General features: G+C 71.0%; 21 protein-coding genes. 8 read left to right on the forward strand and 13 right to left on the reverse strand.

Going from position 1 to position 20,538, the window contains the following annotated elements; translation table 11 throughout:
* Window positions 1-263: 263 nt before the first annotated feature.
* Entirely contained in the window at window positions 264-1,445 is a 1,182-nt protein-coding gene (locus tag ACFYUZ_RS32470; protein ID WP_389315304.1) for an ROK family protein, read from the reverse strand.
* Between the two features lie 455 nt (window positions 1,446-1,900).
* Window positions 1,901-2,902 carry a hypothetical protein gene (locus ACFYUZ_RS32475; protein ID WP_389315306.1) on the reverse strand — a complete coding sequence of 334 codons (1,002 nt, stop codon included), beginning with the start codon at window positions 2,900-2,902 and terminating at the stop codon, window positions 1,901-1,903.
* A gap of 282 nt (window positions 2,903-3,184) precedes the next feature.
* On the opposite strand from ACFYUZ_RS32475, the gene ACFYUZ_RS32480 reads away from it, so the two are divergent.
* On the forward strand, window positions 3,185-5,260 hold the full coding sequence (locus tag ACFYUZ_RS32480) for a M4 family metallopeptidase (protein ID WP_389315308.1): 2,076 nt from the start codon (window positions 3,185-3,187) through the stop codon (window positions 5,258-5,260).
* A gap of 77 nt (window positions 5,261-5,337) precedes the next feature.
* Here ACFYUZ_RS32480 and ACFYUZ_RS32485 read toward each other — a convergent pair whose 3' ends face one another.
* The gene (locus ACFYUZ_RS32485; RefSeq protein ID WP_389315310.1) at window positions 5,338-6,294 is read right to left on the reverse strand and encodes a helix-turn-helix transcriptional regulator; all 957 of its coding nucleotides are present in this window, start codon (window positions 6,292-6,294) and stop codon (window positions 5,338-5,340) included.
* 62 nt (window positions 6,295-6,356) lie between these two features.
* Between ACFYUZ_RS32485 and ACFYUZ_RS32490 the strand changes: the two genes are divergently transcribed.
* Window positions 6,357-6,971 (forward strand): TIGR03086 family metal-binding protein, encoded by a 615-nt coding sequence (locus ACFYUZ_RS32490; RefSeq protein ID WP_389315312.1) that lies wholly within the window; start codon window positions 6,357-6,359, stop codon window positions 6,969-6,971.
* A gap of 205 nt (window positions 6,972-7,176) precedes the next feature.
* Here ACFYUZ_RS32490 and ACFYUZ_RS32495 read toward each other — a convergent pair whose 3' ends face one another.
* On the reverse strand, window positions 7,177-7,347 hold the full coding sequence (locus ACFYUZ_RS32495; RefSeq protein WP_389315314.1) for a hypothetical protein: 171 nt from the start codon (window positions 7,345-7,347) through the stop codon (window positions 7,177-7,179).
* Between the two features lie 223 nt (window positions 7,348-7,570).
* Window positions 7,571-7,981, reverse strand: coding sequence for an STAS domain-containing protein (locus tag ACFYUZ_RS32500; protein WP_389315315.1), 411 nt, complete (start codon window positions 7,979-7,981; stop codon window positions 7,571-7,573).
* 113 nt (window positions 7,982-8,094) lie between these two features.
* Here ACFYUZ_RS32500 and ACFYUZ_RS32505 point away from each other — a divergent pair, with 113 nt between their 5' ends.
* Complete coding sequence (locus tag ACFYUZ_RS32505) at window positions 8,095-8,427, forward strand: helix-turn-helix transcriptional regulator (protein ID WP_389315317.1); 333 nt, start codon at window positions 8,095-8,097, stop codon at window positions 8,425-8,427.
* A 483-nt stretch (window positions 8,428-8,910) separates the two neighbouring features.
* Here ACFYUZ_RS32505 and ACFYUZ_RS32510 read toward each other — a convergent pair whose 3' ends face one another.
* The 6 genes from ACFYUZ_RS32510 to ACFYUZ_RS32535 form a co-directional block, all read right to left on the reverse strand.
* Window positions 8,911-9,546 (reverse strand): Fic family protein, encoded by a 636-nt coding sequence (locus ACFYUZ_RS32510; protein WP_389315318.1) that lies wholly within the window; start codon window positions 9,544-9,546, stop codon window positions 8,911-8,913.
* Window positions 9,536-10,258: a hypothetical protein gene (locus tag ACFYUZ_RS32515; protein ID WP_389315320.1), complete on the reverse strand. Its 723-nt coding sequence runs from the start codon at window positions 10,256-10,258 to the stop codon at window positions 9,536-9,538. The genes ACFYUZ_RS32510 and ACFYUZ_RS32515 overlap by 11 nt, the downstream gene beginning before the upstream one ends.
* Window positions 10,259-10,783: 525 nt before the next feature.
* Window positions 10,784-11,257 (reverse strand): ATP-binding protein, encoded by a 474-nt coding sequence (locus ACFYUZ_RS32520; protein ID WP_389315322.1) that lies wholly within the window; start codon window positions 11,255-11,257, stop codon window positions 10,784-10,786.
* 108 nt (window positions 11,258-11,365) lie between these two features.
* Window positions 11,366-11,542, reverse strand: a complete 177-nt coding sequence (locus ACFYUZ_RS32525) for a hypothetical protein (RefSeq protein WP_389315324.1) — start codon at window positions 11,540-11,542, stop codon at window positions 11,366-11,368.
* A gap of 431 nt (window positions 11,543-11,973) precedes the next feature.
* Window positions 11,974-12,483: an FG-GAP repeat domain-containing protein gene (locus ACFYUZ_RS32530; RefSeq protein WP_389315326.1), complete on the reverse strand. Its 510-nt coding sequence runs from the start codon at window positions 12,481-12,483 to the stop codon at window positions 11,974-11,976.
* Window positions 12,484-12,656: 173 nt separating this feature from the next.
* Window positions 12,657-12,938: a hypothetical protein gene (locus tag ACFYUZ_RS32535; RefSeq protein WP_389315328.1), complete on the reverse strand. Its 282-nt coding sequence runs from the start codon at window positions 12,936-12,938 to the stop codon at window positions 12,657-12,659.
* Window positions 12,939-13,110: 172 nt separating this feature from the next.
* Here ACFYUZ_RS32535 and ACFYUZ_RS32540 point away from each other — a divergent pair, with 172 nt between their 5' ends.
* Entirely contained in the window at window positions 13,111-13,476 is a 366-nt protein-coding gene (locus ACFYUZ_RS32540; RefSeq protein WP_389315330.1) for a hypothetical protein, read from the forward strand.
* Window positions 13,477-14,166: 690 nt separating this feature from the next.
* Here the strand turns inward: ACFYUZ_RS32540 and ACFYUZ_RS32545 are convergent.
* The gene (locus tag ACFYUZ_RS32545) at window positions 14,167-14,478 is read right to left on the reverse strand and encodes a hypothetical protein (protein ID WP_389315332.1); all 312 of its coding nucleotides are present in this window, start codon (window positions 14,476-14,478) and stop codon (window positions 14,167-14,169) included.
* A 73-nt stretch (window positions 14,479-14,551) separates the two neighbouring features.
* Between ACFYUZ_RS32545 and ACFYUZ_RS32550 the strand changes: the two genes are divergently transcribed.
* From ACFYUZ_RS32550 to ACFYUZ_RS32565, 4 genes are all read left to right on the forward strand, one after another.
* Window positions 14,552-14,941, forward strand: coding sequence for a hypothetical protein (locus tag ACFYUZ_RS32550; protein WP_389315334.1), 390 nt, complete (start codon window positions 14,552-14,554; stop codon window positions 14,939-14,941).
* 286 nt (window positions 14,942-15,227) lie between these two features.
* Complete coding sequence (locus ACFYUZ_RS32555; protein ID WP_389315335.1) at window positions 15,228-15,539, forward strand: hypothetical protein; 312 nt, start codon at window positions 15,228-15,230, stop codon at window positions 15,537-15,539.
* A gap of 90 nt (window positions 15,540-15,629) precedes the next feature.
* Window positions 15,630-15,965 carry an SCO4225 family membrane protein gene (locus tag ACFYUZ_RS32560; protein WP_389315336.1) on the forward strand — a complete coding sequence of 112 codons (336 nt, stop codon included), beginning with the start codon at window positions 15,630-15,632 and terminating at the stop codon, window positions 15,963-15,965.
* 709 nt (window positions 15,966-16,674) lie between these two features.
* A complete protein-coding gene (locus tag ACFYUZ_RS32565) occupies window positions 16,675-17,121 on the forward strand; it encodes an Lrp/AsnC family transcriptional regulator (protein WP_389315337.1) in 447 nt (148 codons plus the stop codon).
* A 563-nt stretch (window positions 17,122-17,684) separates the two neighbouring features.
* On the opposite strand, the gene ACFYUZ_RS32570 is transcribed toward ACFYUZ_RS32565, so the two are convergent.
* Entirely contained in the window at window positions 17,685-20,420 is a 2,736-nt protein-coding gene (locus ACFYUZ_RS32570; RefSeq protein ID WP_389315339.1) for a LuxR C-terminal-related transcriptional regulator, read from the reverse strand.
* Window positions 20,421-20,538 lie beyond the last annotated feature (118 nt).

Below are 20,538 nucleotides of genomic sequence, written 5' to 3' on the forward strand. Positions count from 1 at the left end.
GGAGGGAACGGGCGAAGGGCTCAGGGCCCCGCGGCCTTGGACGTGCCGGCGCGTGCGGGGTGAGCGGGCATGGCTGACAGCCACGGGACCGTTGCGTGGTGTGGGGGCGTGGTGGTGTGGTGAGTCGGGGGCGCGGTGTGCGGGGGTGCGGTGATGCTGCTTGTGCGGTGACGCGGTGATGCCGGGTCGTGCGGTGGTGTGTGCTTCGGCGTGCGGCGTACCGCTGCCGAAGGAGTGGTGGGGCCGGGCGGGGTCAGGCCGGGTCAGGCCGGTGAGAAGACGTGATCGCTGATGAGACGGGCCGCGCCGATCACTCCGGCGGTGGGGCCCAACTCGCCCAGCACGATGGGGAGGTTGCCGGTCGCGAGCGGCAGTGACTGGCGGTAGACCTGGGTACGGACGCTGGCCAGCAGGGTGTGGCCGAGCCCGGTGACACCGCCGCCGATGACGACGAGCCCCGGGTTGAAGAAGCTGACGAGCCCGGCGATGACCTGACCCAGCCGCTGTCCGCCCTCGCGGATCAGCTCCAGGGCCACGGTGTCGCCCGCCGCCGCGGCCGCCGAGACGTCCGCGGCGGTCAGCTCCCCGGCCTCCTCCAGCCGAGCGGCGAGGTGTGCCGACCGCCCCGAGCGGGCCGCGTCCTCCGCGTCGCGGGCCAGCGCCGCACCGCTGAAGTGCGCTTCCAGACAGCCCAGGTTGCCGCAGGCGCAGGCCCGTCCGTCCGGCTGGACCTGGATGTGTCCGATGTCGCCGGCACTGCCCGTCGTGCCGCGGTAGACCTGGCCGCCGATCACGATGCCGCAGCCGATGCCGGTACCGATCTTGACGCAGAGGTAGTCGCCGACGGAGCGGGCGACGCCCGCGTGCTGCTCCCCCATCGCCATGAGGTTCACGTCGTTGTCGACCATCACCGGGCAGCCGAGGTCCTGGCTGAGGGCCTCGCGGACGGGGAAGCCGTCCCAGCCGGGCATGATCGGCGGTGCGACGGGCACGCCCTCGGGGAAGCGGACGGGACCGGGCACGCCGATGCCCGCGCCGTCGAAACCCTCCGCGACCCCCGATGCCTTCAGCTTGTCCGCCATGGCCAGCGCCCGCTCGAAGACGGCGACGGGCCCCTCGCGGACGTCCACGGGCTGGTTCAGGTGTCCCAGGACCTCCAGCTCGGCGTTGGTGACGGCGACATCGATCGAGGTGGCCCCGATGTCGACCCCGAGAAAGCGCAGCGCCGGGGCGAGCCGGAGGTTGTGCGAGCGGCGTCCGCCGCGTGAGGCGGCGAGGCCGTCCGCGACCACCAGCCCCGTCTCCAGCAGCCGGTCCACCTCGACCGCCAGCTTGGAACGGGACAGATCCACCAGGTCGCCGAGCTGCGCACGGGAGTTGGGCCCTCCGTCGCGCAACAGGCGCAGCAGCCGCGCTTGGTGCACGTTCGCGGGTCGAGCGGTCATCCGTCTCACGAATCCCTCCCCTCCCCCGCCTCCGGCTGGGGGCCCGAATGCCTGTCTGCGGCGGCCGATCCGTCGGGCTTTCGAGAGGAACGTAGCAGTGCTCCGCCGGCCTGGGAACTACTTGAGCAGGAAACAGGCACGACTTCTTCCACTCCCGGGACAAAGAGCCGCCTCCGCCGAGACGACGGAACGGCCCCCTTCGGAAGAAGGGGGCCGTCACACCGCGGGTACGGGGGGGATCAGTGGGCGATCTCGCGGGGGTGCTCGGCAAGGAGCCCGCAGATCGGCCCGTCGCCGAAGCGGCCCTTGCGCTCACCGATGAACGCTACGGGCGCGTGTGCGGCCGGCCGAGCTCGACCGCGAAGGAAGACGCCGCAGCCTTGAGGATCTCGTCGGCCCGCTTCAGCTCCGCGTTCCCCTTCTCCAGTCGCTCCGGTATCGGGCGTCGCCGCCGTTCAGTGCCACTCCCAGCGCAGTGCCCGGAAGCCGGGTCCGGGATTCTCGAAGACCGCGTGCGCCCGGCCGGAGGCGCTGATCCATACCAATTCCGCGGAGACCGGATCCCCGGTGGCCACGGCGCTGGAGCAGCGTCGGCAGCGCACCGGAACGGCGTCCGGGTGAAAGGCGACCTCCAGGGTGTAGAGGAGGGCGGGGGCGTTGAACCCCCGTCCGCACTCCTCGGCGCGGCGTCCGCTCTCGGGGAACCGCAGGGTGTACCCGATCAGCGTGGTTTCGCCCTCGGACAGCGTGCGGTCCAGGAACAGTTCGGCGACCACCAAGGGCACGCTACGGTCCGAGCGCAGCCGTCCGAGGCGGGCGTTGCGCACATCGGTGAACTCCGGCAGCGCTGCGTCCGGGTCCTCGCCGTGGAGGATGACCACACAGCGGTCCACCCGGTCTCGGACGGCTTTCAGCGTCAGGCGGGTGGTCAGTCGCGCCCCGGTGCCTTGGGCGTCGAGCTCGTAGTGGTCGTGAGCGGCGACCCGGAGCAGGCCGTCGTCCGTGCTGTCCAGCTCGGCCAGCAGGCCGGGGAGGCTGACGAACTCCGGCCACAGGCGCTCGCTCTCCAGCACCTCGGAGTCTCGGTTGACCCAGCGGCCCCGGGGGCGGCGCGGGCCCAGGAGCGAGACCAGGCCGTCGGTGGGGACGCCCAGCAACTCTTCCAGGAGCCGCACCGCTTGGCGGGACTGCGGCCGTTCGGGGCGGCTGCGGCCGCGCCGCCAGTAGCTGAGCGTGGTGACGCTGATCTCCACGCCCCGTTCGGCGAGTCGGTGTTGGATCCGTTCAAGGCTGAGCCCGCTGGCCCGCACGGCGGAGTCGAGGGCGGCTTCGAAGGGGCCGGTGCGGAGCGCGTCAAGGAGATCGATCGCCGGTTCTCGCTGGGGTGCGGTCTTCAGCTCCCATGGCCGTGGGGCCTGGATCGTCTGCCCGAACCGTGTGGTGCCGCTGGTGTCCACCAGTCTCTCGCCTTCTGCACCGCCATTGCGCGCCTGGGGAGGGGGCGCCGCCTGTGACAGCGTTCTTTGTGGGGGGACGGAACGGGGCCACAGGCTAGCCACGACCCGGCGGGGTATCGACGAGACGTTAGACACTCTGTGAACAGTTTTGACCAAAGCTCGGGGTGCGGCAGAGCCGTGACCGGTGGAGGAGTGGATCACCGGCCTCTTCACAATGCCCGCAATTAAACAGAGTTGGCGCTCATTGACCCGGGTTTCCGACAGCGGCCACGATCCCGGCCCATGAAGAGAAGCGTTCTTGCCGCATCGATCTCGCTGACCATCAGCGGTCTGCTGATAACCGGCGTGGGATCCCCCGCCGCCGCTGCCGACACCGCTCGGCCGCACCCGCCCAAGGCCGACAAGAACCAGGCCGTCCAGGACGCTCGCGACTCGATCGCCGCCCACCCCGCGGCGGTTCGGGCGAGCTCGGACGACACGTTCGAGTCCGCCTCGGTGCTGGTCGACAAGGACGGCACCCGGCATGTGCACATGACGCGTGAATACCGCGGCCTGCCCGTGCTGGGCGGTGACGTCATCGTGCACTCCGCGCCCAGCGGGGCGTTCCGCGAGAGCACGCTGACCCTCAAGGACAGCCTCTCCTTGCCGGTGACCCCCAAGGTCAGCGCCGAGCACGCGGAGGCCCTGGCGCAGAAGAAGTTCCAGGGCAAGCGCGCCGGGACGACCAGCAAGCTGGTGGTGAACGCGCTCTCCGGCACCCCGCGGCTGGCGTGGCAGGTGACCGTCGACGGCATGGCCCCCGACCAGTCACCGAGCCACTTCAACGTGCTGGTGGACGCCCTGACCGGCCAGGTCGGGCAGACGTGGAACGCCTTCCACACCGCCGAAGGCACCGGTCACGGCTACCAGGTGGGTGACGTCCCGCTGACCACCACCGCGATCTCCGGCGGCTACCAGCTCAAGGACGCCACCCGCGGCAACGGAGAGACCCGGGACGCGCAGAACCTGACCGCCACCAACGACAGTCCGCCGGCCGGCTGGGGCAAGGCGTTCACCGACACCGACAACGTGTGGGGCAACGGCGCGCTCAGCGATCGCGCCACCGTCGCGGCCGACGCCCACTTCGGCATCCAGGCGACCTGGGACTACTACAAGAACGTGCACGGCCGCAGCGGCATCAAGAACGACGGCGTCGGCGCCCGCTCCTTCGTGCACTACGGCAACAACTACGCCAACGCCGGCTGGGACGACACCAGCTTCAGCATGATCTACGGTGACGGCGCCCCCGGCGACAAGCCGTTCACCGAGCTCGACGTCGCGGGCCACGAGATGAGCCACGGGGTCACCTCCGCCACCGCCAACCTGAACTACTTCGGTGACGCGGGCGGCCTGAACGAGGCGACCAGCGACATCTTCGGCACCCTGGTGGAGTTCAACGCCAACAGCTCGGCAGACGCCCCCGACTACCTCATCGGCGAGAAGATCAGCTCCACGCCGCTGCGGTACATGGACGATCCGAAGAAGGACGGCGTCTCGCAGAGCTGCTGGACCACCGGCACCAAGAACCTCGACCCGCACTACTCCTCCGGAGTGGGCAACCACTTCTTCTACCTGCTGGCGGTCGGCTCCGGATCCTCCAGCTGGGGCAACAGCCCGACCTGTGACGGCGGCACGGTCACCGGCATCGGCAACGACGCCGCGGGCAAGATCTGGTACCGCGCTCTCACCACGTACATGACCTCGGGCACCACCTACCCGGAGGCCCGTACCGCGAGCATCAAGGCCGCGATCGACCTGTACGGCGCGAGCAGCAGCCAGTGCGCCGCGGTGGAGAAGGCGTGGAGCGGCGTGGCCGTCGTCCCGACCTCCACCACCTGCGGCGGCGGCACCACGCCGCCGAGCGGCTCCAACCTGCTCTCCAACCCGGGCTTCGAGTCCGGTGCGGTCAACTGGACCGCCAGCTCCGGCGTGATCACCAACGAAACCGGCGCCACCGCGCACTCCGGCTCGTACTACGCCTGGCTGGACGGGTACGGCAGCGCGCACACCGACACCCTGTCCCAGTCGGTGACCATCCCGGCCACCGCCGCGGCGCCCAAGCTCAGCTTCTTCCTGGCGATCGACACCAAGGAGTCGGGCACCACGCCGTACGACACGCTGAAGGCCCAGGTCGTCTCCGGCACGAGCACCACCACCCTGGCGACGTACTCCAACGCCACGCCGGGCGGCTACGCCCAGCGGACCCTCGACCTGTCGGCCTTCAAGGGCAAGACGGTCACGATCAAGTTCACTGGTACCGAGGACTCGTCCCTGGCCACCGGCTTCCTGATCGACGACACCGCGGTCACCACCGGCTGAGCCCCGCCGTAGGCTCCGCGGGTGCGTCCGGTGGGCCCGGCCGGTGAGAACCGGCCGGGCCCACCGCGCGTTTTCGCTCAGGAAGAGCCCGGCGGTCCGTAGACACCGGCCAGCTCGACCGCCAGACGTGCGAGCCGCTCCCTCGCCTCCGGCGGGTCCAGCACCTCGATGCGGGCCCCCAGCCCGGCCAGCTGTGCCGCGACGACCTCCGGCGTCGGCCCGTCGACCCGTATCTCCGTCCACCCGTCGGGGAGCGTCGGACCGACGTGCAGGCGCCCGTCGAACAGCCGCTCCAGGATCGCCATGGCACCCGGCTCGGCCCGGGCCCGGACCGTCGCCGCGTACAGCCGCTCCTCCAAGCCCGCGGCGAACGAGCGCCAGACGGTGGGAAGGTCGAAGCCGGGCGGCCGTACGACGGGCTCGCCGGTCGCCTCGACCGAGGCGACCCGGCTGAGGCGGAAGGTTCGCAAGCCCCGCTCCGTCTCGGCGACGAGGTAGTCGTGACCCGCCTTGGCCACGAGCCCGAGCGGATGGACGGTTCGCACGCCGACGGGCTTGCCGGGCCCGGCGTACCCAAGCCGCACCTGGATCCCGTCCACCACGGCCCGCCGGAGCGCGTCGAGGTGCGGCCCGGTGGCCGTGACGTCGGCGCGCGACCAGTTCGTGCCGTCGGTGAGGCCGGCCCGCGACGCGGCCTCGGCGCCCGCACGCAGGGGTGCGGGCAGCGCACGTACCAACTTGCGCAAAGCCGTGCGGAGTTCGGGTGTGGTCGACGAAGGGCCCGCGAGCAGGAACAGTGCCCGGATCTCCTCGGCGGTCAGCCCGGTGAGGTCCGTACGGGCGCCGCCGACCAGCGACCAGCCGCCGCCGCGGCCACGCTGCGAGTAGACGGGGATGCCCGCGGTGGACAGGGCCTCCAGGTCGCGGCGTGCGGTCCGCGGCGACACTTCGAGTTCGGCGGCGACCTCGGCCACGGTCACACGGGTACGCGTTTGGAGGAACAGCAGGGTTGCCACCAGGCGATCGGCTCTCATGCCGAGCATTCTCTTCCGGAAAGCGGCCAGGAGATGACCTGTTCGGGTTCCAGGATGAGATCATGACGCACATCGAGAACACCCCACGCTCCCCTGTCACCCCTGACCTCACCGGCGACCCTCGCCAGGGCCTGCTGAAGGCGATCGCACTGGCCGGACACACCGTCGCCGCAGTCCGGCCCGAGCAGTTCGACGGGCCCACGCCCTGCACCGAGTTCAGCATCCGGCGGCTGGCCTGGCACCTCGTCGCCGTCCTGCGCCGGATCGCCCTCGCCGGGCGCGGCGGTGACGTGACGAGTCTCCCCACGGTCGTCGACGACCTCGCGGACACCGCGTGGCAAGAGGCGTGGGACGCCGCGGTGCGTGAGGTCGAGGCGGCGTGGGCGGATCCCTCGATCCTGGGCCGGACGCTGACACTGCCGTTCGGTGACCTTCCGGGTGCTGCCGCCGCGGCCGTCTGGACCTCGGAATTCACCGTGCACACCTGGGACCTGGCCACCGCGACCGGACAGCTCCCGGACTGGGACCCCGAACTCGTGGCGATCTCGTACGCCGCCATGAAGCGCGGGTTGCCCGCCGGCCCGCGTGACGGGGCGCCGTTCGGGGCCGCGGTGGACGTCGACGCGGACGCGCCGGCCATCGACCGCCTCGTGGCGTGGTGCGGACGCAAGCCGTAATCAGCATCCGAAACAGGCAGGGCGGCCCCATGGCCGGGGTCGCCCTCCCTGCACGTTCGGGCAGGACGGCGCCCCGCCCCGGCGGCCGGCCACGACGTCGCGTTCCTTCTCGCGGACCATGGAGGCGGAAGCTCCGCCAGGCGTCATGGCGCAGCGCGATGGGCGGGATCCAGGATGCCGACCCGTATCGTCGCCGTGCCGACGGCTACCGGCTGAGGGCCTCGGCGAGGTCGACGAACAGCGATATGCCGAAGACGGCGACGGCTACGACCCCGACCACCGACAGGGTCACGATCAACGCGATGGCCATCGTGATCCGCGTGCGTCTCACGGCCGACCTGTACTCGCTGTCGTCGTCCCAGTCCTGATCATGCATGGCGCCCCCCCTGGCAGGCACCGTACAAGAGGTCCGGGAAGCGTCTCCGGGCGGCCGGGCTGGAGTGGGGCGCAGACCCGGGTGCCCAGGGACGACGCCGTCCTCCACGGCCAGGGGTCCGCCAGGGCGCGGGCCTCGGACCGAAACGCGCCGCCTTGGCCGCTGTCTCGTGGGCTCAGGAGGCAGCTGTCTCGTGTGCTCAGGAGGCAGCTGTCTCGTGGGCTCAGGAGGCGACGGCGTCGTCGACCGTTTCCCGGATCTGGAGAACGCCGTCCACGCCGGTGATCGTGCAGAGCCGCCGGACCCGCTCCGACGGCGCCGCCACGCGCAGCTTCCCCGTCTGGTGGATGAGGATCACCAGATTCAGGAAGGTCGAGTCCGCGAAGGTGACCCTGGAGGCGTCCAGGATCACCTTCGGATGCGTCTCGGTCGCGGTCTTCAGCGCGTCGGCCAAGGGGCCGATGGAGTTCATGTCGTAATCGCCGCAGGCCTCGACGACCTGCGCCCCGCAGCACTCGTACTGGATCACCAGGTCCTGCCGTGACGCATCTCCGGTGCTCTGCTCCGGCACCAGCTTCCTGCTGGGCTCGGTCAGGAGTGCGGACGCGACGGTCCCATCCTCGCTCCAGGGCACTCTCGGACTCCCTCCGGTGGTCCCTCCAGGAGAGGGAAGGTGCGACATCGGTTACAGGAAATCTATGTCATGCATTTCCGTTCCGGCAACTGAGGTCCCGTAAAATCCGGGGCATGGTTGGATCCCCTGAATCTCACACCGGATGGACGTTCATCACGAACCACGCGCGTGTACTGGCCGCCATCGCGGACAATCCGAACGTCCGCATCCGTGACATCGCCGCCCGCTGCCGGCTCACCGAGCGTGCCGTCTCGCGGATCATCGTCGACCTCGAACAGGACGGCTACCTGTCCCACACGCGAGAAGGCCGCACGAACACGTACCGCATAGAGCCCGGCAAGGTGCTGCGCCACCCCGCCGAAGCCGGCCTCCCCCTGGCCTCCCTGTTGTCCCTGCTCGTACAGGACGAGTCCGAGCGCACCGGCCAGCAACCGGTCCCCCACTGACGACCCGGCCCGCCGGCGGTGGTGGACGACCGGCTGATGGACGAGCCGGTCCCACGGGGCCGGACCGAAGGCCTGCAGCCGACCGGGGAAGGCGGACTGCGGCGACTGACGATGCGGTTGTCGCAGTCCGTCCTGGCGAGCGAGATCACCGATCACCTCAGCAGTGGAAAGCCCGCCCCGGCAGGAGGAACGGCGGCGACCCCCGCAACGGAACCCACGCGGAGACCGTGACGGCGCGCCGTCACCGGGCGGCCGAGCTCGAAGAGTCCTGCCGTCAGGAGTTCCGCGGGCGCCGTGCGTGGGGCTCCAACGCGTGCGTGCCGGTCGGCAGAGCGCCCCGGCCCCCGGTCATGGCGCTGGGGATGGGCGGGGCGCGCTCAGGCCTGGCCGAAGATCACGGACTCGGGGACGTCGGGGGCGCGGGAGAGGCAGTGTTCGCGAATCGTGCGGACGGGCTCCCCTCGGGAGAGGAAGGGTGGCGCCTCAGTGGGGGAACCCGGTGGCCCGTCGATGGGTCGAGCGGATGAGGACGAAGACCAGAGCGGCCAGGTCCGCCGCCCCGGCGTCGTCGTCCGCATAGCGCGTGGTCTGCAAGGGGCCGACCTGGTCCGGTCGGACCCCTTCCAGCTCCAGGACGTAGGCGAGGGTGAGCATGGCGAGGCGGGCGTTGCCGTCCGGGAAGGGGTGGAAGAAGGCCACGTCGAGGTAGGCCCTGGCCGCGCGGGAGGCCAGGGGGACTCGCGGGTCGGCGCTGTCGCGCAGACAGTGCTCGAAGTCGCGCTCGGTGTGTGGCGTCAGTGCGTAGCGTTCCCGGCCGCCCTTGGCGAAGGCGTCGCCTTGCCGGAACTGCACCTCAGGCATGCCGAGGACCAGCTGCTGCCATCCGGTCAGAAGCATGCGGGTGAGGGGGCGCCTGCGGGAAGCATCCGTGCGCGACTGCGCCAGCGCCGCGAGCAATCGGCGGCCTCGGGCGGGGTCCGCGGAACGGCCCCCCTCACCGCACCAGGCGGTGAGGCCGTCCACGACGGGCTCGACCGGGGCCGGCACCTCACCGGCCGCGGAAGTCCAGTCGATCTGGTTCCTGACCTGGATCCAGGCGGCCAAGGCGTCAGCGCTCACGGTAGGGCAGCACTCCGGTCAGATCCACGGCGAGCTCCTCTCCCACTGTGTCGATCAGGGTCCGCGACGGCACGGTCCAGCTCTTGAACCGCCCGCCGATCGCGGTGTCGACCGCTTTCTTTGCCTCTTCGGCCCCCATGCCCGTGGAAGAGAGGAACCACGTCAGTACCGTGTGGCACAGTCCGTACCAGCCGCATTCGGCACCCGTACGGTCCATGACCACGGTCACGAGTCGGGTAGCCGCCCGTTCCAGGTGCCGGCTGCGATCCCCGGCATCCGTCCCGTCGGGCGGAGCCAACTGCTCGAACCGCTCCGCCAACTCCTCGAGCCAGTCGCGCCACTCCAGCAGCGACGCGACCACTTTGGCGGCCGTTGCCGCGGGTCTGCCCACGGAGTGGGAGGAGCAGCACCAGTGGGTGACGACGCCACCGCCACCACCCTCGCCGACCGCCCACTGCCATCCGCAGGCCCATCGGCCGTATCGGGCGGCCAGGAGCACCGTGACCTCGGTGGTGAAGCGATGTCTCTCCTCCCACCCGGCATCGTCAGGCGGCACCATCGAAGCGATCATCGTGGCGATCTCGGATGCCTCCGCTTCGTCCCAGGTGAAGGCGATGAGAGCGGGATCGACGGCGGACCACGGCAGCCAGGCCGGAGCGAGTTCGTAGTCGACAGCCGTGGTGTTCCTCCAGAACCGGGCAGGGACAGCCAAGCGATCATGCCAAACGCTCGTGGCCTCGGCACGCGAGTTTCTGGCCCATCCCTCTCCTGCCAGGGCGCACAGCGCGACACTGCTTGGCCGTGTGCTCCGCCCGATACGGCACTCTGCTGGGCGCGTTCACTTGTACGTGGCTGAGCACTTTGCGGAGTGCCGACACGTTGCCCTCCCCCACGCCGGGCAGCAGGGCCTGTCCGGGGCGTTTGTGGTGCAGGACGACGAGCTCGGTATTGGTGGAGGCGCCGTCGGCCGGCACCGGCACGCCCTCGCAGACGGCGGTCAGGCCCGGATGCCCGCCAGGCCTTCGCGTCCGCGGCGGTGCCGAGCGCCGACCGGGCCGCGGCGATGACCGGCTTGGTGTCGGCCTCGATGAGCTGCACCGTTCACCGACAACCGGCCGCATCCCGTGTCGCCACGGCTCGTACGTCCTCGCACGTCACAGCAGGGCCCTGTCATGACAACTCCGCACCCAGCGCCGGCAGCGGAGCCCTCGACCGAACAGCATTCCGTTAACAACAGTCACAGCGGGTGACCGGCGGCCGCGTCGCCGGGTTCGTCGGCCAGGGCGATCGCCGTGGTGATGCGCTTGCCCACCGGCTCACGGTGGACGGCGAAGCTCCGGCCGACCGCCATCACGATCTCCAGCCCGTGCTGCCCGATCCGGGTCGGGTCGGGCGCGAGGACGGCCGGCAGGGCGGGATTGCTGTCCCACACCGTCACCTCGACCGCGCCGGCGACCACCTCCAGGGTCAGCAGGCACGGGCCGGGCGCGTACTTGCGGGCATTGGTGACCAGCTCGCTGACCACCAGCTCCACCACGCCCATCGCGCGCTCGGACACCGGCAGACCGTGCACGGCCTGGACGTCGGCGAGGAAGGCACGGGCCAGTTCACGGGCGACGGCGATGTCCTCGCCGCCCTCGAAGAGGCCGGATGCCGAGACGATGTCCGCCATCAGCGGCCGACCGTCCGCAACGCCTGCCGGGTGCCCCATTCCTGGTCTCCTTCACCACGTGCCCCTGTGTGCCCGGCCCCGTCTACCCCCCGATCGGATCCTCACACCCAGCGGGGCGTCGGAGTTCCGCAAGCGGGACGGTGCCGGTCAGGTCGCGTCGTCGGGAGCGATGCCGAGGGCGCGCCGTGTGCCGGTGAGGTCGAGCAGACGGGCGGCCTGCCCGGTGAGAGGGCCGAGGAGGACGTGCTGTTCCGGCCGGCTCCGTGTACCGGTCAGCTCGTGGACGAGTGCGGAGTCGCCGAAGCCGACACCTGCCAGATCCAACAGGACCGGCTCGATCTCCGGGGTCCGTCGCCCTGGGGCCGGTCGGGCCTCACAATGATGTGCCTTGACCCTGCGCTGTGGGTGAGCCCTCCGGCAGCGTGCTCCCGCCGGTCTCCGCGGGATCCCACGGCCTCCGCGGCACCCCGGGCGCCGGGGCCTGGTCTCGAAGCGACATCGCCGCCGACGGACCGACTCCACCCAGGCGGCCCCGCGCGTAGCTGCGAGGCCACCGCCATGTCTAGCCCGCTCGGCGGAGGCGGCTCTTCGGCGCTGTGGGGCCGATCCCGCGCACGTGCGGGGACGCGGGACCGGCTGCGGCACCCGTCCTGTCGGGGTCCATGACGACGGTACGGCGCAGCTGGGCCGTACGCAGGTTCTGGTCCGCCGTCAGGGCGAGCTGCTGTTCTGTCGGTTCGGCGGAGTGGCGTCGTTCAGGCAGCGTGGCTGTAGGCGTTCCAGCCGCCGCCTAAGCGGGTGCGTGGGGCGAACGTGCCGTCGCCCTTGCCCAGGTGGCCCCAGAGAACGCCGGTCTTGTCGGCGGCGAGGACGTCCGGTCTGCCGTCGCCCGTCAGGTCGCTGCCTCCGGTGATCCTGTTGCAGATCTGCCATCCGGGACCGATGAACTCATGACGGTACGAGTCCGTCTCCAGCTCACCGCCGTAGTAGGTGCTGTCGGTGCGCCACAGGCCGCCGGCGGAGTCCTGCTGGAGAAGGCCGAAGGCGCCGTTGACGTTGAGGTCGTGCGCGGCGGGCTGGCGGACGAGCTTGAAGGGGCCGGAGGCTTGGGAGCCGAGCGGGATGCCGTCAAGCGTTTCCGCCGTGATCGTCCAGGTGTAGTCCCCGTTGGGGACATCCCCCTTCTCGGCGTCATGAGTGTCCCAGGAGAGTCGGCATGTGCTCGAACGAGGACGCGGAGTGCAGCGATCGGCCAGTGCCGGCAATGAGTGACGGCCGGGCCGGGGCGCCGGGTCACCGGCCGCCGAAGCGACCGACCTGTCAGTGCCCCCGGCTGATGAGGATCTGTGGAATCGGCTCTGCCCGGAGTTTCGTGAAGGGCTCGGGACGTCGCCCAAGAGCATGGCGGGCCTGACTCTTCGGGGCCCCGGCCGGCTGATCACTCCGGGTAAGGCGCCGCGATGCGGGGCAGTCGGGCGGCGACCTTGCTGTGGTCGTCGCAGTCGAAGTCCCAGGCGGGATCGAAGTCAAGGTAGTTGATGGTGAAGCCGTCGCCGGGGAGTTCTGTACCGGTTGCGGTCTCGCGGGCGTCCCAGGCGATGTTCAGGGCTTGCTCTCCCTCAAGGTCGATTGCTTCGGCGGCTGCCGCCTGGACGACTGGGAGGCCGGCGAGGCGGTCGGCGTCCGCAGAGTCGCTGGCTCTGCCGCGGGCTTGGTCCATCAGATTCCAGAAGGGAGCGAAATCCCGCCTCGTACCGTCGTACGACATCCCCCGTGTCCCGGACAGGGCCGCGTCCGTCCGGGACAGCGGCCGTCCCTTGCCCCGGCGCCCGACCCGACCGGACGCTGGATCGCAGCCCTCCCCACCGATGGACCGACGAAGGGACACACCCATGCCCGCACCGCGCGTCGCCGCCCGCATCACCCTGGCGGCACTGTTGCTCGCCGCGCCGGCCGTCGTGGCCGCTCCGGCCGAGGCGGTGGCCCCGGCCGCCGACTGCCCGTGGTACCAGGGCGCGCCGCCGAGCAACCTGAACCCGTACAGCAGCACGGACTACGCCGCCGGCAGCGCGCCCGTCCGGGTCGGCCCCTACGGTGCCTGCACCGCCGTCTCCACCAAGCCGTCCGGGACGGCGATCACGGTGAACTGCTACGTCACCAACAGCTACGGCAACACCTGGTCGTACGTCCGCGGCAGCGGCTGGGTCTACGACGGGAACCTGCGCAACGGCGGCTCCACGCACCCCTGCCGTTTCTGATCCTTCTCCCCCTCCACACGAATCACCGGCACCCACTCCGGTGGACGCGGACGGCCACACCGGCACGCGCCGAACGGCCCGCACCAGCTCGGTGCGGGCCGTTCCTCCACCCAAGGACCGTCCGGAGGGGAAGTCCGGAAGGTCCTGCATATCCAGAGCGCCCCCAAGCGCTCAAGACCCGCTTGCCCCCGGCCCCGTGATCCACACCCCCGTCCTCTCGGGTACCGGGCCGGACTCCGGCCCGGTACCCGCCGACCCAGCCCCGGCGTCTGGAAAGGCCTACGACGAGCGGTTCTCACCCCGGGGCGTCGCGACGTCCGCTCCTCACCGGCGACGGCACCGTCCTGGCCGCCCCAACGCCGGCCAAGCCCCACCACCGGGTTCGGGAGAGCGTCGCCGACCCCTCACCGAAGCCCACGCGACGATCAGACATCTGCAGCTCCTGGAGCGACTCGACCCCGAGAACGACCCGGCGGCCGCCCCATTCGATGGCCTACAGCAGCTGCTTGAACAGAGCTGCGCCAGGCCGTCCCCGTTCACCTTTACGGGCCGGCCGCATCAACTGGGCTCCATGCTGGTGCAGTTCGCCTTCGAAACCACAACCGAAGCAGCTCTTGTCGCCGAGGTGAGCGCCTGTCGGGGGCGCTCGCGCAAAGCTCGCATTCAGCGGCCAGGAGGTCGAGGAGGGTCTCACGATCGTCGGCCTTCGCCCCGGTCAGGACGAAGGCGACGGGCAGGCCCTGATAGGTGCACACCAGGTGTAGGCGCAGGCCCCAAAAGAAGCGGCTGGGGCCAGCGCAGTAGCCGTATTCGGCTGACCTCGGAGGTGTAGCCGAGCAGGGCCTGCATCGTGGCGAGGATGAGCAGTTCGACATCGCTCAGGCGGGGCGTGATGCCGACCGGCGGGCGCCACGGCTCCACGGCGCCAGGTCGGAATGCATCCTTCAGGATGCCGTCGGTCGTCCCATAAAGTGCCGACGCGAGGGTGTCCACGTCGTTCATCACAAAACGATCTTGGGGCCCATCGTTCTCCTCTCCGCAGGCACCCCTTGGACCACACCACCAGGAGGAACCGGTGTCGTACCCGCAACCGCTCACCCCCGAGGAGAGGCTCGCCGACGCGAAGAAGCGGCTGGGCCTCCCGCGTATCGTCGTGATCTGCGGCTCCACGCGCTTCATGACCGAGATGGCCGAGGCCGATGTGCGGGAGACCGAAGCCGGAAAGATCGTCGTCAAACCGGGCTGTGACATGAAGACGCCGCACGCACTTTGGTCAGATCCTGTCGAGGCCGAGGCGCTGAAGGTGCGACTCGACGATCTGCACCGGGCGAAGATCCGGCTCGGTGATGAGGTGCTCGTAGTCGGCGACTACATCGGAGACAGCACCCGAGCCGAAATCGCCTACGCCCGGTCGCTGGGCAAGCCCGTACGGTTCACGCACCCCGAAGTCGACCCTGGGGCCTGACCGCCCGCTGCCACCTCGACAACCAGGACCGGCGGCACGCCACCTGACCGTCTCGCGGTGGCGTCGGCCCCCGCCCGCCCCACACCCTCCGCAGGCATCCCTTGGAACTGATCGTCTAGGACTTGTCCGCGCGATCTTTGAGCGCAGTGGCGCCCGACAGTCGTGAATCTCGTTGTCCAAGATCTCGTCGGATGAAGGAGAAGGGCGGCGTGGCACCGCCGTACTCCAGCCGATGCCGGACGGGACCTTCGAGCACGCTGTCGTGCACCACTGATCCACCCCTCACATGCGCAACTACGAGGTCGTCGTCCACGCGACAGCTGATCCCCGTACCGGCATCGCACCGCCCCACCCGCGGTATCTCTTCCAGCGCCGTCCCGTCCCTCGTCTCCTCTCCCGCCTCTCCCTCGCCTCCTCGATTCGGCCGCGTCTCGACGGCGCGCCGACCAGGAAGAAGCCCTTCTACGAGCCCGCCGAGGCCGTGTGCGACCGAAGCCCGATGGCGGCACGCGCCCCGACCACGGTCGCCGCTCTCACAGCGGCCGTCGCCGCGATCAGCCACCCGGCCCGCAACGCACAGGCCTCCACAACGGTTTGAGTAGCGCTACTCAGGCGCCGGGGGCCGCCCCGCCGCACGATGGAACCGTCGTCGGCACGGCGCAACCGATCCGCCCAGGAGGAATCGATCATGCGAGGCAGTCGCCCCCGCACACTCGTCCGGCTCACGTTCGCCAACCCCGCCTCGCTGGTCTACCTCGGTCTGGTGGTCGCAGCGGCGCTCCCCCTGGTGTTCACCCCGGCGACCGCAGCCACCGGCTTCGAGGCCGTCTGGATCCTCCTGGTCACCGCGCCCACCAGCATGCTCCTGCTCCTGCCCGACTTCGCGAACGGCGACTCGGCCCTGGCGACCGGGTACTTCCTCGCGGCGCTGACCCTCTCCGCGCTGCTCCACTCCTTCCTCCTCGGCCTCGCGTACCGAGGACTCCGGGGAAACTCGGCGCAGCAGGCTCGCACCACCACGTGAAAACCCTCCCCCGTCCCGCAAAGCGCCACGCTGCCCGCGCCACCGGAAGCAAGCGGCGGTGTCGAGGCCCTGCTTGATGGGGCAGGGAGCATCCCCGCTGGCGCGGGGGCGATCTTCCTGATCCGCAGTTCTACAAGCTGTTCAGCAAGTGAATCATCCCCGCAGCTGCTACCGCAGGGCCCGGACAAGCACGGCGGCAAGGTGAAGTGCGGCCTGGTAAGCGATGGCAAACTTGTCCGCTCGCGTGGCCGGGCCGCGCCAGTGGCACGAGGCCCGAAGAGCGCAGTCGACACCGCTGACTCCCCGATCCGATGCTCGCCACGCGTCGTGGCGGGGCCACGGATCGGGTTCAACGGCACAGCTTCATGATCGTGTCGTCGAAGCCGGCTCTTGTGTGGCCTGCGCGATGACCGCTGCTGGTGGATCTGATGCGGTACGCGGCCGGCCCCAGGATGTGGGGCCGGCCGCGGGGTGCCGGGGATACCCGCGCACCTGTCACCTGGTCGGAGTCCGCGCCGTAGGGGTTGGCCGGTGCGAGCCTCCTGCCGGGGATCACCCGGACGCCATGACGATGACAGGACGGCGGTCCCCAGGCGACAGGCCGGGCATCATCACGCACGTGTTGAGCGTGGTTCACTCGATCTGTAAGGAGCAAGGGAGCTTTCAGCGCGCGACTTGTGCGTGGCGCGCATGATTCGGGGAGTTGGCCGTGGACACGATCGACCGCCACATACTGAACATCCTCCGCAAGGACGGGCGAGCGCCCGTGTCGGAGATCGCACGTGCCGTGGGACTCTCAGCGGCTCCGTGCGCCCGCCGCATCGAGCGCATGGAGAGGGCGGGGGTGATCCGCGGCTACACCGCGGTCATCGAGGACAGCCGGGCGGGCATGCTCCAGGCGTTCATCGAGATCCGCCTGCTCGGCGCGACCGACAGCGACGAGATCCAGGGCATCTCCGAGAGCATCCCGGAGATCGAGGAGAGCCACAGCATCGCCGGCACCTCCGACGCCCTGCTCAAGCTCCGGGTCCGGGACGTGAACCATCTTCAGCAGGTGATCAACGCCGTACGCCGGACCGGCAAGGTGGAGGGCACCAAGACCTTCATCATCATGAACACCTGGACCCGCGCGACCGAGCAAGCCGGCACCCCGTAACCCCGAAACGGCATCACGCCCGAGGCTCGGAGGCCATCCGCCTGCCGACGGCAGGCTTGTTCAGCCGAACAGAGTTCCGTCCCCCCGCCTCGATCCGGGACGGAGTGGCAGGTCACCCGGCCGGCTCTGTCGATGTCGGCATGGCTTCAGGGACGGGCCGGCCGACCGGAAGCGTCAGATGATGAACAAAGGCGAGAGGACCTCAGGTCGGGTGGGGCCCTTCCTGTATGTGTCTGGGAGCCGACGGAACCACGTCGACGTCGCGGTCGGTACTGACGATCTCGCGCCCTCCCGCGCCGCCGCTTCCACCGCATCGTTTTCGAGATGCGCAGCCCGGCCCGGCAGGCGACCGAGCGGCGGTGATGCAGTGCCCGGGGTCTGTGCCACCGACGGGTCCACGGCAGACCTCGGAACTGTCGCTGCGGGCCGTCCCCACTTCCCATCCCCTCGACACGTGCGGTCACGGAGTGGCGGGCAAGAGTTCTGACGATCCGTGGTGCAGGCCGGACGTCGTCGCCCGGTACGCGACTGGACCCGGCGGCTCCTGGAGCCGTACGGACGGGTCACTCGCGTGCTGGTGTGACGGTGTGCGCGAGCTGGAAGCGTGAGTGCAGGCCGAGTTTCCGGTAGACGCGGGTGAGGGTCGCTTCGACCGTCTTGACGCTGACGGTGAGGGTGGTGGCGATGTCGCGGTTGCTCGCTCCGGCGGCGGCGAGTTCGGCGCAGCGTTGTTCGGCGGAGGTGAGGCGGGGGAGGGCGTTGTTGTCCGTGGGGGCGGCTTCCAGTCGGCTGAGGGTGTGCGCGGCGGTTTGGGCCCAGGGGTGTGCCTGGTGGGCGGTGAAGAGGTCGGTGGCGCTTTGCGCGGCGGTGCGGGCGCTGGCGCGTCGGCGTCCGCGTCGTTCGGTGTGACTGAGCGCCAGCAGGGTCCTGCCGCGTTCGAGGGGGAGGTCGTGGAGGCGGTCGGCCGCGTCGTTGAGGCGCCGGGCCGCGGTGCCGTAGTCGCCGCGGGCGGCGTCCAGAAGTGCCTGGGTGCGTTCGAGCGAAGGGAGGACCGCGTCCCTGCCGAGGCCGGTCGCGGTGCGGCGGGTGTCGTCCAGCAGGCTCTGTGCCCGGTCGAGGTGGCCGAGGGCGACGAGGGTCTCGGCGAGTTCGGGATGCCAGCGCAGGACGGACGGGTCGCGGACCTGCTGGAGTTCCTCCAGGTCGCGGACCTCCTCCAGGGCCTCCAGGGCTTCTTTCGGACGGCCGGTGACCAGGAGGAGGTGTCCGAGGGCGAAGAGGTTGCGGGAGAGGAAGACCTTGTTGTCCTCCTGCCGGGCGGTGTCGACTCCGCGGCGTGCGTGGACGAGGGCGAGGTCGGTGCGCCCGGCGGTGCCCTCGACGAGGGCGGAGGTGTAGCACGCCGGTGCGGGTGACAGGGCGGTCCCGTCGGTCAGCGCCTGGGCGCGGTGGGCGTGGTCGAGTGCCCTGGCGCACCGTCCGGCGCGGAGGTCGGCCTCGGCGAGGCTGCGCAGGATGTCCACGGTCGCCTCGGCGTCTCCCGTCCGCTCGGCTTCGACGAGCAGGGGAAGCAGCGCGGTGCGGGCCTCCTCGGGGCGGTCGTCGAAGAGGGCGTGCCGGGCGGCGAGGTGCTGGGGTGTGCCGTTGACCGGGATGGAGGCGGCGCGTGGCAGGGACAGGGCGCGGCTGAGCGTGGTCTCGGCGTCGGGGTGGCCGAGGACGCGTTGGAGGCGGGCCTGCATCGTGAGGGCCATGACGGTGGTGGTGGTGTCGCCGGCGGTCTCGGCGAGGGCGGTGGCCCGGCCGGCCAGGGCGCACGCCCGGTGGGGATCGCCCTCGTTGACGTTGGCCCAGATGGACTGGCGGATGAGGATCTGCGCGGTGAGGTCGGATCGTCCGGCCGCCGCGTGGAGTGCGTCGGCGAACAGTTCGTCCGCGCTCTGCAGGTGCTGGCCGCTCGCGTCGATCAGGGCGACGAGGGCGTCGACGCGCTGGGCCGGGGTGGTGTCGTGGCCCACGATGAGGCGGGCGGCGGCCCGGCCGCGGGAGAGGTCGCCGTAGTGGGAGGCGTCGCGTACGGCGGTCAGGGCCCGTTCGGTGAGCAGGTCGCTGTCGTCGTGCGGGGTGCGCTGGGCGGCGAGGAGGGAGAGCTCTGCCGCGAGCGCGTGGTCGCCGCGCTGCCGGGCGCGCACGGCGGCGCGGGCGGCGCGGAGGGCCGACCGAGGGTCGGCGGCGTCGGCCGCCAGCACGGTGTGCCGGTCGCGGCGGACGCCGTCGTGGCTGGCCTCGGCCAGACGGGCGTGCAGGAGCCTGCGCGCGTAGCCCGGCAGCCGGGCCACGAGTTCGGTGCCGATCGCGGAGGCGGTGAACCGCACCGTTCCGCCGGGCTGTCCGAGGTCGACGAGTCCGGCCGCCTCGGCCTCGGCCAGGAGGCTTTCGGCTGCCGGGCCGGCGAGCTCGCCCAGCAGGTCGAGGTCGGGCCGGTCGTCGAGTGCGGCGAACGTCAGCAGTTCCTGGACCTCCCCCGACACGGTGCCCAGCCATTCGCCCACCAACTGGCGGGCCGGGGCAGGAAGGACCGGGTCGTCCTCGGCGTCCCCGGCGATCGGCCCGGCGGCGGTGTGGCCGCGAACCTGGGCGAGTGCCAGGGCCAGCGCGGGGTTCCCGCCGCTGTGGGTGTGGACGCGCGTGACCTCGCGGGGGACGAGCCGGTACGGGGACAGCAGCGTCGCGACCTGAGGGGCCGTCAGGGGCGGGACGCGCACCGCGTACGCGTCCTCCCCGCACCAGTGACCCGCGGCCCCCGGGCGCCAGGTGCGCTCGGCCGCGATGACGGGAAGGTCCGGGGTCAGGCGCAGGGCCCAGCCCAGGACGGCCGCGCTGGCCGGGTCCAGCCACTGGGCGTTGTCCACCACCAGCGTCATGGGCGGTACCTCCCGCAGCAGGGCGGCGGTCTGCCGGCGCAGCCGCAGGGCCGAACCGGCATCGTCCGGGGAGCCCGGCCGGCCGGCGGCCTCGTCGAGTCCCGCCGTCAGCTCCCGTGCGGCGGGCAGTGCTTGGAGGGCCATCGCGAGTTCGAGCAGCCCGGCACAGGGAATCCGGGCGTCCTGCGGATGCGGGGCCAGCCGCAGGACGGGCAGGCCCAGCCGTCGCCCCAGGGTCCCGGCCGCGGTGGTCTTGCCGCTTCCGGGCGGCCCGAACAGAACCACCCGACGGGTGCCGTGCACGTCTTCCGGCACCACCGGCAGCACGGGACCGCCCTCGTGGGACACGTTCATCCACATCGCAGAGTCTGGCATCGGGCCATGGTGCGCCCGCCGGGCCTCCCCGGTCCAGGTCAAGGGGTTGCCCTGATGTCGGCCGCCCTCCGCGTCCCTAGCCTCATGGCCACAGCCGGGCCAACCGCTGCTGAACGCC

This window comes from Streptomyces sp. NPDC004266 (genome assembly GCF_042874095.1).
Classification (GTDB): domain Bacteria; phylum Actinomycetota; class Actinomycetes; order Streptomycetales; family Streptomycetaceae; genus Streptomyces.

Bases quoted from the DNA above. Each gene is read 5' to 3' on its own strand.
- ACFYUZ_RS32470 (WP_389315304.1), bottom strand. From the start codon at position 1,445: ATGACCGCTCGACCCGCGAACGTGCACCAAGCGCGGCTGCTGCGCCTG.
- ACFYUZ_RS32480 (WP_389315308.1), top strand. From the start codon at position 3,185: ATGAAGAGAAGCGTTCTTGCCGCATCGATCTCGCTGACCATCAGCGGT.
- ACFYUZ_RS32485 (WP_389315310.1), bottom strand. From the start codon at position 6,294: ATGAGAGCCGATCGCCTGGTGGCAACCCTGCTGTTCCTCCAAACGCGT.
- ACFYUZ_RS32490 (WP_389315312.1), top strand. From the start codon at position 6,357: ATGACGCACATCGAGAACACCCCACGCTCCCCTGTCACCCCTGACCTC.
- ACFYUZ_RS32495 (WP_389315314.1), bottom strand. From the start codon at position 7,347: ATGCATGATCAGGACTGGGACGACGACAGCGAGTACAGGTCGGCCGTG.
- ACFYUZ_RS32505 (WP_389315317.1), top strand. From the start codon at position 8,095: ATGGTTGGATCCCCTGAATCTCACACCGGATGGACGTTCATCACGAAC.
- ACFYUZ_RS32520 (WP_389315322.1), bottom strand. From the start codon at position 11,257: ATGGGGCACCCGGCAGGCGTTGCGGACGGTCGGCCGCTGATGGCGGAC.
- ACFYUZ_RS32535 (WP_389315328.1), bottom strand. From the start codon at position 12,938: ATGGACCAAGCCCGCGGCAGAGCCAGCGACTCTGCGGACGCCGACCGC.
- ACFYUZ_RS32540 (WP_389315330.1), top strand. From the start codon at position 13,111: ATGCCCGCACCGCGCGTCGCCGCCCGCATCACCCTGGCGGCACTGTTG.
- ACFYUZ_RS32545 (WP_389315332.1), bottom strand. From the start codon at position 14,478: ATGAACGACGTGGACACCCTCGCGTCGGCACTTTATGGGACGACCGAC.
- ACFYUZ_RS32555 (WP_389315335.1), top strand. From the start codon at position 15,228: ATGCGCAACTACGAGGTCGTCGTCCACGCGACAGCTGATCCCCGTACC.
- ACFYUZ_RS32560 (WP_389315336.1), top strand. From the start codon at position 15,630: ATGCGAGGCAGTCGCCCCCGCACACTCGTCCGGCTCACGTTCGCCAAC.
- ACFYUZ_RS32570 (WP_389315339.1), bottom strand. From the start codon at position 20,420: ATGCCAGACTCTGCGATGTGGATGAACGTGTCCCACGAGGGCGGTCCC.